This is a genomic window from Streptomyces sp. NPDC018019 (genome assembly GCF_044327805.1).
Lineage (GTDB): Bacteria > Actinomycetota > Actinomycetes > Streptomycetales > Streptomycetaceae > Streptomyces.
Window position 1 is genome coordinate 55,165 of record NZ_JBIRGD010000032.1, and the last position, 16,496, is coordinate 71,660.

General features: G+C 71.0%; 13 protein-coding genes and 2 pseudogenes. 7 read left to right on the plus strand and 8 right to left on the minus strand.

All coding sequences use genetic code 11. The features are described 5' to 3' along the window. Positions 1–20 precede the first annotated feature (20 nt). On the minus strand, positions 21–2,732 hold the full coding sequence (locus ACH4FX_RS36290) for an AAA family ATPase (protein ID WP_398485729.1): 2,712 nt from the start codon (positions 2,730–2,732) through the stop codon (positions 21–23). A gap of 281 nt (positions 2,733–3,013) precedes the next feature. Between ACH4FX_RS36290 and ACH4FX_RS36295 the strand changes: the two genes are divergently transcribed. Continuing rightward, positions 3,014–3,877, plus strand: coding sequence for a response regulator transcription factor (locus tag ACH4FX_RS36295; protein ID WP_398485730.1), 864 nt, complete (start codon positions 3,014–3,016; stop codon positions 3,875–3,877). Positions 3,878–4,149: 272 nt separating this feature from the next. On the opposite strand, the pseudogene ACH4FX_RS36300 reads toward ACH4FX_RS36295, so the two are convergent. From ACH4FX_RS36300 to ACH4FX_RS36330, 7 genes and pseudogenes are all read right to left on the minus strand, one after another. After that, positions 4,150–4,343: pseudogene (locus tag ACH4FX_RS36300) on the minus strand (IS5/IS1182 family transposase); the annotation flags it as partial. Positions 4,344–4,374: 31 nt separating this feature from the next. After that, positions 4,375–4,941 carry a hypothetical protein gene (locus ACH4FX_RS36305; protein WP_398485731.1) on the minus strand — a complete coding sequence of 189 codons (567 nt, stop codon included), beginning with the start codon at positions 4,939–4,941 and terminating at the stop codon, positions 4,375–4,377. Between the two features lie 730 nt (positions 4,942–5,671). Beyond that, positions 5,672–7,057: a hypothetical protein gene (locus ACH4FX_RS36310; RefSeq protein WP_398485732.1), complete on the minus strand. Its 1,386-nt coding sequence runs from the start codon at positions 7,055–7,057 to the stop codon at positions 5,672–5,674. A 185-nt stretch (positions 7,058–7,242) separates the two neighbouring features. Continuing rightward, on the minus strand, positions 7,243–8,232 hold the full coding sequence (locus ACH4FX_RS36315; RefSeq protein WP_398485773.1) for an enoyl-[acyl-carrier-protein] reductase FabV: 990 nt from the start codon (positions 8,230–8,232) through the stop codon (positions 7,243–7,245). A 24-nt stretch (positions 8,233–8,256) separates the two neighbouring features. Then, a pseudogene (locus tag ACH4FX_RS36320) lies at positions 8,257–8,463 on the minus strand (hypothetical protein); the annotation flags it as partial. Beyond that, a complete protein-coding gene (locus tag ACH4FX_RS36325) occupies positions 8,435–9,073 on the minus strand; it encodes a hypothetical protein (protein WP_398485733.1) in 639 nt (212 codons plus the stop codon). The pseudogene ACH4FX_RS36320 and the gene ACH4FX_RS36325, both read right to left, overlap by 29 nt. A 30-nt stretch (positions 9,074–9,103) precedes the next feature. Then, a complete protein-coding gene (locus ACH4FX_RS36330) occupies positions 9,104–10,591 on the minus strand; it encodes a UbiD family decarboxylase (RefSeq protein WP_398485734.1) in 1,488 nt (495 codons plus the stop codon). Between the two features lie 445 nt (positions 10,592–11,036). Here ACH4FX_RS36330 and fabG point away from each other — a divergent pair, with 445 nt between their 5' ends. The 6 genes from fabG to ACH4FX_RS36360 all read left to right on the plus strand — a co-directional run bounded on the left by fabG (position 11,037) and on the right by ACH4FX_RS36360 (position 16,495). After that, positions 11,037–11,774, plus strand: a complete 738-nt coding sequence (fabG, locus tag ACH4FX_RS36335) for a 3-oxoacyl-[acyl-carrier-protein] reductase (RefSeq protein ID WP_398485735.1) — start codon at positions 11,037–11,039, stop codon at positions 11,772–11,774. A gap of 92 nt (positions 11,775–11,866) precedes the next feature. After that, positions 11,867–12,124, plus strand: a complete 258-nt coding sequence (locus tag ACH4FX_RS36340) for an acyl carrier protein (protein ID WP_398485736.1) — start codon at positions 11,867–11,869, stop codon at positions 12,122–12,124. Between the two features lies 1 nt (position 12,125). After that, on the plus strand, positions 12,126–13,337 hold the full coding sequence (locus tag ACH4FX_RS36345) for a beta-ketoacyl-[acyl-carrier-protein] synthase family protein (protein WP_398485737.1): 1,212 nt from the start codon (positions 12,126–12,128) through the stop codon (positions 13,335–13,337). Continuing rightward, positions 13,334–14,464 carry a beta-ketoacyl synthase N-terminal-like domain-containing protein gene (locus tag ACH4FX_RS36350; RefSeq protein ID WP_398485738.1) on the plus strand — a complete coding sequence of 377 codons (1,131 nt, stop codon included), beginning with the start codon at positions 13,334–13,336 and terminating at the stop codon, positions 14,462–14,464. Before ACH4FX_RS36345 ends, ACH4FX_RS36350 begins: the two co-directional genes overlap by 4 nt. Continuing rightward, positions 14,439–15,578 carry a beta-ketoacyl synthase N-terminal-like domain-containing protein gene (locus ACH4FX_RS36355; RefSeq protein WP_398485739.1) on the plus strand — a complete coding sequence of 380 codons (1,140 nt, stop codon included), beginning with the start codon at positions 14,439–14,441 and terminating at the stop codon, positions 15,576–15,578. Before ACH4FX_RS36350 ends, ACH4FX_RS36355 begins: the two co-directional genes overlap by 26 nt. After that, complete coding sequence (locus tag ACH4FX_RS36360; RefSeq protein ID WP_398485740.1) at positions 15,575–16,495, plus strand: beta-ketoacyl synthase N-terminal-like domain-containing protein; 921 nt, start codon at positions 15,575–15,577, stop codon at positions 16,493–16,495. The genes ACH4FX_RS36355 and ACH4FX_RS36360 overlap by 4 nt, the downstream gene beginning before the upstream one ends. Position 16,496: the final 1 nt, after the last annotated feature.

Genomic DNA, 16,496 nt, shown 5'->3' on the forward strand with positions numbered 1-16,496 from the left:
CGTGCCGCGGGGCCGGGCTGTCACAGCGACATCTCGCGGAGCTGGCGGCGCGAGGAGATACCCAGTTTGCGGTACACGTTGCGCAGGTGGGTGTCGATGGTGCGCGGGCTGAGGAACAGCATCACGCCCACTTCCTTGGACGTCGCTCCGGCCGCGACCTTCCCGGCGATGAGCCGTTCCTGCGCGGTGAGCCGGCCCAGCGGGTCCTCACCCTGCCGGCGCGGCTGTTCGCCGGTGGCGCGCAGTTCGCGGGCCGCGCGCTCGGCGAACGCGCGGGCCCCGATGCACGACAGCATGTCGTGTGCTGCCCGCAGTTCGTCACGGGCCTCGGCCCGCCGGTTCTCCCGGCGCAGCCACTCCCCGTACGTGAGCCGGGCGCGCGCGTGGAGCACCCGGACCCGAGTCCGGGCGAACTGGTCGATGGCCTGCCGGTACAGCGCTTCGCAGTCCTCGCCCTGGTGCAGAAGGGCCTGTGCCTGCAACCATTCGGCGACGGCCCACGGGACGGGATTCGTACGGGCCAGCGTCTCCAGGTGCTTCATGGCCACGGCCGCGTCCTCGCCGCGCCCGGCACGCGCGGCGGCCTCGACCAGCTCGGTGTAGACGGCCCAGATCGAGTAGGAGCCCGCCTGGTGGCGGCGCTGCGCCGCCAGCGCGGCGTCCAGAGCTGCTTCGTAGTTGCCGAGCCCGTTGTACAGGACCGCCCTGGCGTACTGCTCACCGGCGGCTTCGAAGGGCCGCCCGTCACGTCCCAGCGACTCCCGCAGCTCGGCGAACCGGTCCGCGTCACCGCGGAAGCCGGTGAGGACCAGCTCGGGCCCCAGGAGCGGCACCGTGCCCGCCGCCTCGTCGACGGCCCGGGCCTCGCCGAGGCCGTCGGCCGCCTCGTCGAACCGGCCGACCGCGACCCTGGCGACCGCCTGGTACCGCAGGGCCTGCGGCAACGAGGCGAAGGAGCCCTGGCGGCGCGCCACGTCCACCTGGCGGTCCGAGATCTCCTCCATCGCCTCGTCGTCCCGCAGGTCGATGACGACCTGGCAGAGCAGGTTCATCCGCCACCGGCCGACCGAGCGGGTATCCGTACGGCACGCCTTCACCGCGTCGCGCATCGCGGGCACGGCCCGTTCGACGGGCAGCATGGCCTGGTCCAGCAGCGCGTCGAGCAGCAGATCGACCGGCCGGGCGGCACCCCGCCGCGGCGCCCGCTTCCGTATTCGGGTGCCCAGCTCCCTGAGCAGACCCGCGTGATTGTCGTTGTACATGACCGACGCGAAGGCTTCCAGGCAGGTCTCCCTCGCCTGGTCGGGGGCCAGTTCCGTGACCACGTCGACGAGCCGGGCGGTGGCCAGCGGGCTGTGGGACCGCTGGTAGTCGATCCGTGCCCGCAGCACGCGCGCCCTGGCGCGGTCCTCGTCACCCATGGGGCGCCGTTCCGCGCGGGTGACGAGCGCGCGGGCCGTGTCGGGCGCCCCGGCCTGGAGCCGCAGCGTGGCCGCGACGAGCAGCCGCCCGGCCTGGCGGTCCGGGGCGGGAGTCAGCTGCCCCGCCCGCTCCATGAACGCGGCGGCCGCGACGAATCCCCCGCGCAGACGGGCCCGGTCGGCGGACCGTTCCAGTTCCGCGGCGATGTTCTCCTCGGCGTAGATGACCGCGTGGGCCCGGTGCCACGCCCGGCGGTCGGGATCGGTCTCCGGATCGGTCGCCTCCGCGAGAGCGCCGTGCATGCTCCGGCGCTTCTCCGGGGTGGCCGATGCGTAGACGGCGGAACGCACCAGCGGGTGCCGGAAGCGCAGCCGCGGTCCCAGGACCAGGAGTCCGGCGTTCTCCGCGAGGGTGAGCCCGGCGGCGTCCAGCCCGAGGAGCCGCGCCGCGCGGCGCAGCAGGACGAGATCGCCGACCGGCTCCGCCGCGGCGAGCACCACCAGCGACCGGGTCGCGTCCGGCAGCCGCTCGAAGCGGTGCACGAACTGCGCCTCCAACGTGTCCACCACGGTGGCCCGGGAACGCCGTGGGCCGGGCACCCCGAACGGCTCCGCATGGTGGGCGAACTCCAGGAGCGCCAGCGGGTTCCCGTGCGCCTCGGCGAGGATCCGGTCGATGACCTCGGTGTCCGGCCCGAGGTGCGTCGCCGCTCCCAGCAGGGCGCGGGCGTCCTCGTCCCCCAGCCCCGCGAGAGGCACCCGCGGCAGCTCGGCGAATCCGGACGGCGAGCCGACGTCACGGGCGGCGAAGACCATCGCGATCCGCTCGGCGGACACCCGCCGGGCCACGAACACCAGCACGCGCCGCGAAGCGTCGTCGATCCACTGGGCATCGTCGACCACACAGCAGACGGGCCCGTTCCGCGCCACCTCGTGCAGCAGCCCCAGGACGGCGAGACCGACCGTCAGCGGATCGGGCGAGGCGGGCGCGCCGAGGCCGAACACCGCCTCCAGCGCTCTCCGCTGCACCACGGGGAGTCTGCGCCGGAATTCGAGGACCGGGGCGCACAGCTGGTGCAGCGTCGCGTAGAGCAGGTCCCGCTCGAACTCCGTACCGGCGGCCCGCAGCACCTCGAACCCGTCCAGTTCCCCCACCACGGCGTCTACGAGCGCCGACTTGCCGATCCCCGCCTCCCCGGCCACCACAACGGCCCCGCCACGCCCGACGGCAGCCGAGGTCACTAATCGATCGAACTCACGCCGCTCCGCACGTCGGGCCACGAGCTGCACCGGAATCGTCCTCCGAGTCATTACTAGAGGTATCTCACGATCTCATCCGCAGGGAGTCCGGCCCGGGTCCTCCGGTCGCGGCAACGATCTGCCCGCCGGCGCATCCCCCCGGCCGGTGCCCTCCTGAGTGATCTCACGTCTAGGAGACGGCGGGCACGGCCCGCAGGTTCTTCGCCGGAAGCGACATTTGCCGAAAGCGCGGACTACGCCATCAGCCTGGTGGGCACGGGTCCGTCGGCAGGCCTGGCCCCTCGGCATTCAGTTTCTGGCACCAGGTCGAACCGGACTTCGGCCAGGCGTTCATGCACCATTTCTACACGGGCGACGATCCGTGGCTGCCTGCCGACCTCCTGTGGGGCCCGCTGCCGGCGGCGGCAGTCGACACGTGCGCCCGGGGCGGCGGTCGGCGACAGCGGCCGGCACGGCGGATGCTCGCCGCTTACGGCATGGGCTGCCATCTGCGCCTTGTGCTCCACGATGCCCGGGGCGTCTGGGGCATGCTCGGGCTGTGGCGGGCCGAGGGCGCCAAGCCCTTCGGCGACACGGACCTGTGGCGAGCGGCCGATCTGGGGCCGGCCCTGGTGGCATTCCTGCGTACCTACGTGACCGCGGCACCGCTCGCCGCCCGCACACCTGTGCTGGCGCCAGGCGTCCTCGTGGTCGGCGCTGACCACACGATCCGGGCGGCCACACCACAGGCATACGCCTGGCAGCAGCGACTCAGCCGCTGCGCCCGCGCACCACAATGGACCGGTGCCGCGTTCATGGCCGGACTGGCAGTGCACACCCGCGCCCATGCCCGCAACCCGCAGGCCACGGCGGCCCCGCTGGTCGTGGGCCCGGCGGCGAGCCATGGCCGGTGGACCGCCGTCCACGGCCAGCCCCTCTGCGGCACCGGATCCGACAGGAGTGACCCGGCCTCCGCCGACGTGGCGATCGTCATCGAAACGGCTCACCGCGACCAGGTGTTGCCGTCGTTCTGCGACTGGTTCGGCATCACCGCACGCGAACGTCAGGTCCTGGCGCGCCTGTGCGAGGCAACGGCTCCCAAACAGATCGCCCGCCGCCTCGGCCTGTCGGTGCACACGGTCAACGACCACCCCAAGTCGGTCTTTCGCAAGACGGGCGCCACCGGAAGAGAAGAACTGCCGGCCACACTGGCCTGACCCGCCGGATGGCCGACGCACGGACCCAGCCATGCCCTGGCCTGGACGAGAAGCGCCAACCTCCGTACGACAGGGGCCCGGCGTGACAGCTGCACCGGGGACCGTCCGGCTTCGGAGGTGCGGGCTGAACCGAAGCAGAGACATGGCAGCCACACGATCGCTCCTGAGTCCCGCCTCCGGGAAACCGAGGCCACCAGGGAGCGGCCGTGGGACAAAGCGGTCGGCCTCGTAGTGATCGTGTCCCTTGTCCGCGTGCACGTTTCCCGTTGGGCGGTACCGGCTGCGGTCGGGGTCATGTTGCGTTTGGCAACCGGTGATCATCGGCTTGAGGCCGTCGCTGTCGGCGGCTGTGGCCGGCCGAGACGCCGACCACGAGGGGCAGTACGGCCGCATCGGACAGGAAGTGCATCTTGGAGCCGGGTCGCCCTCGGTCCGCGGGGCACAGGCCTGTGGGTTCGCCCCCTTTCAGCCGTTACACCCGCTCGAACAGCCACGGTTCAGCCGATACGACCACTCACCTTGAGGTCGCACTGCCAGAAGGGTTTGTTCGCCGTGAGATCGGTACCGAAAGTGTCGTTGATCCGCTGAGCGGCGGAGGATGTGAGATGAAGATCGGCGCTGTCGACGCTGACCTTGAACTTGCCTGTCAGGTCTGCGCTGCCGTGAATGCTGGACGGTGGAACGTCGTACGACAGGATCGGGCTCGGCGTATCGTCCTTGTGTGTTCCCTCCCGGGTCTTGGTGGTGACTGTGAGCGAGACGGTACCCGAGGGCACATTGCCTGAGGGATCGACGAATTCCATACTGCTGCCGTCCTGATTGCGCAGGGAGAAGCCGCCGCTGGCGGCGATGTGTCCTTCCAGACGCGTACTGACGCGGCCCTTGACGGGGGACCAGCGAACCCTGTTGCCAGGCAGTGTCGCAGCGGGCGCGACTGCTTCGAAGCTGACGCTCTTGTCCTTGAGAGCTTGTTCCGCCTGTTCCGTCAGGATGCACTCCACCGAACCCTCGGTAATGGTGCCGACGGATACATCTGCTGCGTAGGCGGCTGCCAGTGTCCCCACTACCGCAGCGGATACTGCGGCGAGGACAAGACGACGACGCATAGGAATACCTCTTTTTCTCGATGAGTTTCAGGGCGCGGACCCGTGGCGTCGTACCGCGCTGGTCTTGAGTGGTCCGTCAGGAAAGAAAATGCATTCGTTCAGGCACGACACGGACGCAGCACATTCGGACGTCAGTGGGGGCGCGATGACTGCCGAACTATCTGAGGAGGAGAGCGCTAGGCACCCTACGACCGGGTACCGTCCGTGTGATGAGTCAACTGGAGGAACGCCGTTGGCGCGTTATTTTCTGCGCGTCGCCTATGACGTGATTCGGACTGCACACCTGCACGCAGTTCGCAGGGAAGGCATGCCCGGACAGCTGTCCTTCATGCCCCTGCCATCCGAACGAGTGAAGGAGCAGCGGCTGTCGCCTGCCGGCGGCAGGTCGTCTCCGCGACATTGTGATGGCATCGCTGCTGTGACGGTAGTTCGCAGGCAGCGCAGCAGCGCCATGCACATGCGCAGTAGGCATCTTCTCGCCACTGCGCCGTTCTTGCTCGTACTGCCGAGGACTTTGATACCGCGGTCGATCGGCGACAGCAGATCTTGGCAGTTGACGGTCAAGAAGGCCATTGCCTGCGGCCTATCGGTCAACCTCTGCACGTCCTCACGGAGGGTGCGCCGGCCCGGAAGCCAAGAGGCGGTACAGCGAACGCGCGATCAGCACTTCGCAGCGCGAATGCCGGCGTCAACACGGGCAGCACCAGGGGCGGTCCGGGTTCGCCCCGCCCCAGAGCGGCCGGTTCACCAGCAGGCGCTGCCACACTGCCGCGCCCGCAGCGTGGTGGTGAAATGATGTGTACCGGGAGAGCAGACCCTCGTGTGCGGCAGCGACCAGAGCGGAGCGAACGTCGGCGGCCTCGTCGAGGAACGCGCTGACCACTTCGGCGGCTTGCGCTGTTTCGCCGGCATCCAGGAGCAGGACTCCGAGCCGCGCCCTGGCCAACAGGCGGGCCCGACGGTGCGCGGGCGGCAGCAGACGCATGACCAAGCGCATGGCGGCTACAGCGTCCTGTGAGACTCCCAAGGCGCTCAGCACCTCGGCCCTGCGCCAGTGCACCTGCGCCTGCCCCACGGCTCGGTTCTCCGCCTTCTCGACGGCATCTCCTTCCTGGTCGATCAGGTCTTCGGCGCGGCGGAGTCGCGACATGGCACGGCGGTGTTCGGCGAGGTCTGCCAGGCAGGCCGCGAGCTGCCCCGTCCGCTGGGCGCGGACGGTGTTCGAGTTGCCAGGCGGGGTCGCTTTCAGGGCGGCCTCGGCCAGTCTCAGGGCCTCCTGCCCCTGCCCCAGAAAGCGGGCGTGGACGCTTATGCGGTGCAGCACCAAGGCCGTGCCGTCGGCATCCGTCGACTGCTCTGCCAGAGCGAGGGCCGTGCGGTAGTACTCCTGGGCCAGGAAATGAAGTTGCGTGTCGAAGGACATGGTCCCGCACAGCGCGGTGAGCCGGATGGTGACGCCGCACAGCTCTCCCCAGGCCGGTGTGTCCGCCGTGGCCTTCAGCCGGTCGGCGATGTCGAAGGCCAGGTACTGAGCGAGGGCCCCGCGTGCGTGACCACCTCCGTAGGTGGAGTCAAGGGTGCTGAAGCAGGTGAGGACCGTCCGGGCGGACTCGGTCTCGGGCCGGTGAGCTCCAGGGCGCATGGGGCGCGTAGTCGTGGGGCCTGTCTCGCGGATCGGTGTTACCGGGACGGTGGACGTGGAGTACGGTGTGTGGGACGGGTTCTCGCCGTATCCCGGGGCGGCGTCCCAGGTGCTCAGTCGGGTCAGCCGTTCGGCCGGGTCCACCGTGTCGGGTGCTGTACGTCGGGCGTCGTCCGAAGCGGTCAGGCCCGTGGTGGCAACGGTGATCGGCCGGCCCAGCCGGCGGGCGAAGGCTTCGGTGATGAGTTCGGGGACCGGTGGCCGCGGCCGGGCGCCGCGGAGCCAGTGCGCGACGCTGGTGCGGTCGTAGAAGAGCCGGAGTCCCCTTTCGTGGCCGATGGTGTTGACCGCGCGCGCGAGTGCTTCTTGTGTCATCGCCGACTGCTGGAGCAGTGCGCGCAGTCTGAGGTTGGCTTGCCGTCTGCCGGGCACGGTGCCTCCTCAGCGTATTCAGTGCGAAGGGACGGGCATCGCGGGCCGCAACGCGGCCCCGACGCGGTAAGAATGCCCTCAATAGCCGAATACAGGTGGCGCAAGGGGAGGGTCGTGAGGCGTTCAGGAGCGCACCGGCGTACGAGGGGCGCGTGAGGGGCTTGTGGAAAAGCCTTCGGAGGCAGTCAAACTGCGGCAGGCCAGGGGACGTCGAGCTCCACCGGAGCCGTGTAGTCGACTCCTGGGACACCGAAGCCGTACAACTCGTGGAGACGGTCGCGCAGCCAGAGGGTGTCGGCATACGCCTCCGGCTGTGCCTGATCTAGCCGATGCCAGGCATCCCGGACCGCGTCTTGGACGGTCGGATCGGTTTCCCAGGCGTCCAGGCGGATGCGAGCGTCGGCGTCGGGCGTGAGGGGGACGGCGTCTGCCAGGTGGTCCCACAGGCGTTTGGACGGGTCGACGGTCGACGGCAGCTCACAGCCCAGGGCCCGCCGCAGTAGGGCCAAGTAGAGGCAGATGCCGGGGACGGACGCCGCCGCCTGGGTGACGGTGCACCCCAGCACCCCGGTGGACGCGCTGCTCCCGTGGGGACGCAGGTGCGCGTCCATGGCACGGGCGGTGTCCTCCAGATGCCGCTTCGCGGCGCCGATGGTGCCCCGCCGGTAGATCGCGGAGGTCAGTTCGGGGCCGATGTGCGAGAGGGCCACGGTGCTGAAGCCGGGAGCCGGCAGGCCGCGGGCGAGGGCGTGTCGGACCCAGGAAGCCCAGTCCGCGCCGCCCATGACCGCGACCGTCGCTTCCCGTTCCTGTTCGGTGGCCGAGCGATCACCGTGTCCGCGATGCGGGGCTCGCCGGTGTCGGTGAAGGTGAGCATACGGCTGCGGTACGGAGCGCCGCCGGGTGCCAGCACGGAGGTATGGGTGACGCCACTGACCGGATCGGCGCGGCGCGGCCACGCTGTAGATCAGGTGGTCGATCTGGCCGAAGCGTTCGGCGAGGAGGGCCAATACCTCGGACTTCGTCGCGTCGAGGAAGCAGTCGGCGTCGACGAACAGCGCGTCGCTGCCTTGCCGGGCGGCGATCTCGGAGCTGCGGTGCGCCCGGTACCAGCCGGCGGTCGCGGAGCGGCGCGCACCGGCCGGGCGCTCCCGGCACACCGCGACGCCCCGCATGCCGTAACGGGCGATGCCGGTGAGCGTCAGCGCCAGGCCGAAGCCTGCGCTCGCGCCGATGACGAGTGCGGTGGGAGGCGTGCCGTGACGTCGTGTGCGTGACCGGCTTCGGCAGCGAGCCGGTCGACGTGAGCGGCGCAGCCGAGGGGATGTGAGTCGACGAGGAGGTGCCCCCGTCCGATGGGCTCCACGACACGTACGGTCACCGGTCGGCCTCCGGCGTCGTCCCACGGCCCCCGGGTGCGGCCAGTGGGCTGTGACTCTCGGGTCCCGCGACGCCCACAGCCATGGACTTCGCCTGGCGGGCGACGGCGCGCAGCACCGCGTGGCGCATCGCCCCGCCGGCCCAGCAGATCAGCCGCCAGTACGTCCGGAACTTCCGTCGTGCCACCTCGTCGGTGGCCCGGACCCTGGTCGTGGTCGTGATCCGTGTGCCGGAGGGACATGGTGAGAGCTCGAAGGTGAGGACGGCCTTGGCGAACCCCGGGGCAGCGAATCGTGCGAACGCTTCGCCGGTGGGGGCGTCCCGGTACTCCGGTACGAGTCTCCAGAACGACCCGATCCGGCCGAGTGCCACGTGGTGGGGGCGCTCGCTGGCCAGCGGGGTGAAGCCCGTCGCGACGAGTTGCTCCAGCAGTGGAGTGCGGCCGTCGGCCTCAGAGTGCCGACGCTTCAGCCGCGCCGGCAGGGCGCGCGCGGCGAGCAGGGCCCGCACCATCGGCACGTCCTTCACCGTCACTCGATGGAGCAGGTCCCAGGCCGCCTCCGCCTCGACGCCGACCAGGAGGGAACGGGTTACCTCTTCATCCCACGGGCCGCCCAGGTATGAGCGTACGTCCATTGTCACAGCGATCTCCCGGTAGGCGGTCGGTCAGCGATAGCCATAGGCGTGCCAGTTGTCGAGGACGCGGTGCTGGATGTCAGAGGGCCAGCCGTGACGGAAGTCGGCGACGACAGGGCGCTCGCCCGGCGGATACCGGTCACCGAGAAGGCAGTTGTGCACCACCTTGGTGGTGCGGCACGCGACGCGCTCCGCACCGTCCATGAACACGGGCAGGTAGGAGGCCAGGTGATCCGGGTAGAGCAGGGCGCCGCTCGCGGGATGGGCGCGGCTGGCGAAGGCGTGGACGAGCTGGTTCACGTCCGTCAGGTCGACGTCGTCCTCGATGACCAGGATTTTGGGGACCGCCATCCCGGTCTTGCTGCCGAAGACCAGATCGGCGACGGCGTCGCACAGCTCCCGCGCGGACCTGCCGAGACGGGGGTGCCAGTCGGGCGCCACCCCGACAGCCAACCAGTGCCCGGCCGACTCGGGCACCATCCAGCACAGGGTGACAGGGAGGCCGGCGGCCTGGAGCAGGTGCAGGCACTCGGCCGCATGCGGGATGCCCCAGGCTGTGTGGTTCTCCTCCACCGGCGGGCCCGCGGTGACGACGGGCAGGATCGGGTCGTCACGGTGGGTGATGGCGGTGACGTTCAGCACCGGCCGCTGCACGGCGTCTCCGGTCAGATAGCCGGGGTACTCGCACATCGGGCCTTCGGGCGCCGTTTCCGTATGGGAGAGGTGTCCCTCGACGACGATCTCGGAGGTGGCCGGGACCTCCAGCGGTACGGTTTCGCACCGTACCGTCTCCAAGGGCTCGCCGAAGTACCCGCCCAGCAGGTCGAGTTCGCTCACCCCCGCGGCTGCGGGCATCCCGCCGACGTAGGGGAGGCCGGGTTCGACGCCGAGCGCGACGGCGACGGGCATCGGCTCGCCCAACCGCTCCCACTGCGCCTTGATCATCCCGATGTGCTGCACCGGGGGCACCAGGCATGCCAGCCGCCGGCTGTCCACGAGCATCATGCGGTTGATCGAGGCATTGGTCCACGTCCCATCCGGGGTGCGCACCATGTTCATGCCCCAGGTCTGCAGGTACCGCCCGCCGTCGCCCTGGTGCAGAAAGGGTACGGGCAGCCGCAGCAGGTCCGCGTCCGCGCCGGTGCGGACGTTCTCCTTGCACGGCGCCGCCGCCCGCGGCACGACCAGCGGCGGGATGCCGTCCAGGGACCGGCACCGGGCCAGCGCCTCGACGATGTCCCGGCCGGATGTGGACGGGGGCAGGCCCAGCGCGGTGGCGATCCGGCAGAACGTGAAGCCGGGCCGGCTGCTGAGCCCGCCCGGTGCGCCCAGTACGCGGTACCCCGGCGCGACGCCTTTGACCGAGGTGAACAGCGGGGCGGGGGCGCGGAGGTCATATGAGCGCCGAATCACCGCTCCCATCTCCAGGTTCCAGTCGACCCCCGTCCCGATGGGCTGCAGGTCGCCCAGGCCCTCCAGGACCTCGATGAACTCGCGCAGCGAGCGTAGATGCTTCATGGGGCGCCTCCGAACTGCGGCGACCCGCGCACAGAGGGGCGTGGGGTGCCGCTCGAATCGGACGTTCTGTTCCGATGGGTGGTGGTGGCCGGACGTGCCGCTGCGGGCCGGGGCACGGCCCGCCCGGCTCCGGCCGGTAAGACAACGGCGGGAAGGAGCCGGTGGCGGCGTTGATTTCCACGATGTTCCGGTACGCATTCGACAACGACGCATAACCTGTGCGTCACCGCTGTCCGCCGCGCAAGTCCTCACCGATGGCTACCCGGACACATCGGCGCGAAAAATCGTCGGATGTTGAACGTGGTGAATGTTGCCGTGCAACAGGTTCAACACCGGTCACCCTTTACCGTCCAAGCCCGTGCGTGCGTTCATGATGAGGCGTCATGAACACGAGAGGCATCAGCGTGTCCGCACGTGGAATCAGTGACAGGGCGGTGGGTGAATCATGGGCAATCCCTGTGCACTGGTGACCGGTGGGTCCCGGGGGATCGGGCGGAGCGTCGTGGAACGACTGGCCCGTTCGGGGTTCGATGTGGCCTTCTGCTACCGCTCGGCGGAAGAGGAGGCCAAGCGCGTCGCGGAACATGTCGAGGACGCCGGTGCCCGCTGCCACGCCCGATGCGTCGACGTCACCGACCGCCGGGCGGTGGACCTGTTCGTCACCGAGGTGGAATCCGTACTGGGCCCCGTGCGGGCGCTCGTCAACTGCGCCGGAGTGGTGCGGGACAGTCCGCTGCCTCTGATACGGGACGAGCAGTGGCAGACCGTCATCGACACCAATCTCGGTGGTACCTACCACCTGTGTCGCAGCCTGGCGTTTCGGCTGCTCAAGCGGCGTCGGGGCGCCATCGTGAACATCTCGTCGGTCGGTGGAATCCACGGGAACGCCGGGCAGTGCAATTATGCGGCGGCGAAGGCCGGCATCATCGGCTTCTCCAAGTCCATGGCCAAGGAATTGGCGCCGTACGGAGTCCGGGTCAATGTCGTGGCGCCCGGATTCATCGACACCGAGATGACGGCCGACCTTCCGGCCCGGGTCCGCAAAGCGGCACTGGAAAGAATTCCGCTCGGCGGATACGGGCGTCCGGAAAACGTCGCCGACGCCGTCGACTTCCTGGTTTCCGACCACTCCTCCTACATCACCGGACAGGTCCTCCAGGTGGACGGAGGCATCGTCATATGACGGACGTCCGGCGGAGCCCCCCAGCCTCGTCCAGGCACGCGACCGCACCTTCCCCAGCCCGCTGTTCCCCTTCGGCGTACAGAGGAGAAGCCATGACCACCGCCGCCACCCAGCACTACGAGGAACTGCGGGAGATGGCCGCCGACGTACTGGAGATCGACCCGGCGGAGCTCACCCCCACCAGCCGATTCGTCGAGGACCACGACTCCGACTCGCTCCATGCGATCGAACTCCTCGCCCGCATCGAACGGCGCTACAACATCGAGATCCCCCAGGCGGAACTGGCGCGCATGAGCCACCTCCAGGCGGTGTACGACATCGTCAGAGTATCCGCGGGGTGGCAGGAGTGACATGGGCCGCCGCGTCGTCATCACCGGTGTGGGACCGGTGTCCAGCATCGGCGTCGGCGTCCACGCCTTCACCGACGCACTACGCCAAGGCCGCAGCGGCACAGCGGAGCTGGCCGACACCGGCTTCGCCGGCTTCCCCACCCGCTACGCCGGAGCCGTCACCGGTTTCGACCCGTCCACGGTGGTGGAGCGGCTCGCCCCGGGCCAGTGGGGGCGTGCCTCGCTGTTCGGGGCGGCTGCGGCACGGCTCGCGGTGCGTGATGCGGACCTGGACCCGGCCCGACTGCCGCGCCACCGCGCCGGGGTGTGCATGGGGACGACCGGCGGCGAGAGCCATCTCGTCGACCGGGGCACGGCCCGGTGGATCGCCGAGGGACTGGACCACCTCGACCCTGACCTGGCCCGGCGACTCCCCACCTCCAGGATCGCCGACGCCGTGGTCCGGGAACTCGCCTGGGGCGGCGAAACCATGACCTTCACCAGCGCCTGCGCCGCGGGAAACTACGCCCTGGGCCACGCCTACGACGCCGTCGTCCACGGAGACGCCGACTACATGATCGCGGGTGGTGCGGACTCCCTCAGCCGGTGGGGGTACGCCGGGTTCCACCGGCTGGGCGCGATGGCCGCGCGGGTCTGTGCGCCCTTCGACCGCGACCGGGACGGCATGCTCCTCGCCGAGGGGGGCGCCGCGGTGCTCCTCGAACCGCTGGAGTCCGCTCGCTCCCGGCGTGCACGCATCTACGCCGAGGTGCTCGGGTACGGCCTCAGCTGCGATGCCACCCACATGATCGCGCCGGACGCCGACGGTATGGCCACGGCCATGCGCCGCGCCCACCGCAACGCCGGAGTAGCAGCCGACGAGATCGACTACATCTGCGCCCATGGCACCGGTACACCGGCCAACGACGCGGCCGAGTGGCGCGCCGTCCTCGATGTCTTCGGTGCCGGCCCCCCGCCCACCAGCTCCGTCAAGTCGATGCTCGGTCACACCCTGGGCGCCGCCAGCGCCTTCGGGGTGCTCGCCTGCGCCGTCGGGCTGGCCGAGGGGTTTTTGCCGCCCACCGCACACCATCGGCATCCCGATCCCGCCCTTCACCACCTCGATCCGGTGCCGGGCCGGGGTCGCCCCGCCCGGCTGCGCCGGGTACAGAACAACGGTTTCGCCTTCGGGGGCAACAACGCCGTCGCCGTGCTGGGGAGGGCGGAACGATGACCACCGCAGCGGCACCGGTCATCACGGGCTGGGGCGTCGTCTCTCCGCTGGGCATCGGTACGGACGCGTTCACCGAAGCCGTGCTCAAGGGCGACTGCTGCGCGGTCGACGTCTCCGCCATGTTCGACGATCCCCTCCCTCACAACCTTGCCTGCGTCCTGCCCGGCTTCGACGTCCGGCACCATCTCGGCCGCAAGGGCACCTCCGCCTACGACCGGGTGACCGCGCTGACCGTCCTCGCCTGTGGCCTGGCCCTCCAGGACGCGGGCATCACCGCGCACTCCCCCGCAACGGAGGAGATCGGCCTCGCCCTCGGTACGAACCTCGGGAGCGCCCGCTCCACCTGGGAGTTCGCCCGGGAAACCTACCGCCACCACCGCCCCTATTTGGTGAGCCCGGCGCTCTTCCCCACTACGGTCCCCAACGGCGCGCCCGGGCAGGCAGCCATCCGGTACGGACTGCGCGGGGTCAACGCCGCGCTCGCCGCAGGGCCGCCGGCCGCCCTGACGGCGCTGCGGTACGCCCGCAACGCTCTGCGCGGGGGACACGCCACCGCGATGATCGCCGGGGCAGCCGAGGAGTACTCCCCGCAGAACGCCTGGCTCGCCCGCCACTGGCACGGCGGCCGGGAGGCCCGGCTGCTGGGCGAGGCCGCGACCTTGTTCACTGTGGAGCCCGCGGTGGGTGGGGCAGCGCACCGCAGCCACGCAGAGCTGCTCGCCGTCGAGCTGGCCACCGGCGAACCCGCTGCGGAGGCAGCGTCCGTCACCGTGGAGGACTGCGCCAGGCGCGCACTGGCCCTGGCGCAGGTGGCCCCGGCAGCGGTCGATCTGGTCGTCATCTGCGGTGGGCCGGCGGACTGTCCCCGTACCCGGGCCGAAGGGGAAGCCCTGGACCGCTTGCTCGCGCAGACGACCAGCCGCCGGCATCGCGTCGCGGACGCTGCCGGCGACTGCCTGGGGGCGTCCGCGGGAGTCCAGCTCGCCACCGTCCTCGCCTGGTTCGCGTCTCCCCATCTCGGCACGGACCGCGCGGTGGCCCTGGTCACCTCGCTCGGCTGGGACGGAGCGGCCGGAGCCGCTGTACTCAGGAGGTGCCCCGATGACCGCAGTGATCACCGGCTGTGAAGCGCTCACCTGTTTCGGCGACCGGCAGCAGACCTTCGCGGCCCTGCTGGCGGGGCGGTGCGGCGCGGCTCCGATCCGGCACCTGGACGGCGCCCGGCTCGGCGTCACTCACGGCTACCAGATCAGGGACGGGGACGAGGAACTCCCCCGGCGCCCCAGCCGCTGGCTGACCCACTGCGTGGCGGGCGCGGTGCGGGCCTCCGGGCTCGACCCGACCGGTCGGCGGATCAGCGCGCTGGTGGGCACCGGGCTGCGGGAGATACGCGAGCTGGAACGGTGGGAACCCGACGACGAGCCACCGCACCCGGCGGGCCTGCACTTCACCGGGGCCGTCCGGTCGGTCCTGCCCGAGACCGCCGACGTGATCACGCTCGCCAACGCCTGCGCGGCGTCCGGCCACGCGTTGGCCCTGGCCTGCGACCTGCTGGCCGTCGGGGACGCGGACGCGGTTCTCGTCGCCGGCAGCGACGGCTTCGCCGCCAGTATGCTCGCCTCGATGGGCCGCATGGCCGCCGGCCCCACCGACCGTGTCCGCCCCTTCGACCGGCACCGCACGGGCGCCCTGCTCGGCGAGGGCGCGGCCGCCCTGGTACTGGAGCCGGAGTCGGCCGTGGCCGCCGAGGGCCGCACCGCGCTGGCTCGGGTCCGCGGTGTCGGCCTGTCCTGCGACGCCCGCCACGCGACCGCCCCCGACCCCGACGGCATCACCCGCGCCGTCCGAGACGCCCACCGTCGCGCAGGCGTCACCCCGCAGGACGTGGACCTGGTCATCGCCCACGGCACCGGCACGGCGCTCAACGACCCCGTCGAAGCCACCGTCCTGCACGAGGTCTTCACCTCGCGTGTCGGGGCCGGGCCGCTGCTGACCGCGTTCAAGGGCGCCATCGGGCACACCTCGGGCAGCTCGGCGCTGCACAGCGTCGCCGTCGCACTGGACATCCTGCGCACCGGACACGTGCCGCCCGCCACGGGGCTGCGCCGGCCCATCGGCGAACTGCGGGGCGTACGGGCGGTGATCGGGGACGCCGGCATCGCCCCGGTGCGCTGCGCGCAAGTCAACGGGTTCGGCTTCGGCGGGGTCAACGCCGTCCTCGTACTGGAGGCGATGCCATGACCACCACGAACGACGAGACCGCCGTCACCGCCTGCGCCCTCGCCCTCCCGGGGCAGGCGCCGGACCTGCCCGACGGCCTGCCCGTCGCGCGGCACGTGCCCGACGAAGCCCACCGGCTCCTGGGACGGAGAGGGCTGCTCGCCAAAGAGCCGGCGACCCTGCTCGCCCTATGCGCCGCGCATCTGGCACTGGGGCTGCCACCAGGTCGACCGGCGGCCCCGCCACCGCTGGCAGACCGTACGGCGGTGGTGGTCAGCTCCAACCTCGGGAACGTACACAGCGTCCGGCGGGCCGCCCATGCCGTTCGCCGCGGCTCGTACCGGGACATCAGCCCCCTGTCCGTACCCAACATGTCCGCCAACGTCATCGCCGGAGCCATCGCCCTGCGCTACGGCCTGACCGGCCCGAACCTCATGCTCTGCGCCGGAACCATCAGCGACCTGCAGGCACTGCGCCTGGCCGCCCTGCTGGTCCGCGCAAGCCGCGCCGAGCGAGTGGTCGTCGTCGGCGTGGAGCCGGACGACGCCACCACGCGCGCTCTCCGAACCGCCCGCGCCTCGGAGAGCGAGGAGACTCGGCACCGTGCGCAGGCCGGCTGCGTCATCATCGAACCCTCGCCGACCCAGCTCCGCGCCGACACGGTGCTCCTGGGGCGGGTCGTCCATCACGGCCCCCACACCCCCGACTCGCCCGTGCCGGACAGCTCCATCATCTTCCGGCCCGACAGCGTCGGCCCGCCCCTGCCGAGACCGGCCCACGGCGCCGACGGCGTCGTCCGCACGGCCATCTCGACGGCCCGGCTGCGAGGACAGACCGGCTCCGGCTGGGCGCGCGTCACTAGCGGAGACCCCCGCGACGGTTATGTCTCGGTTCTGCTCCGGCGGCCCGGACGGTCCGGACTACGGAAGGCGGACTGAG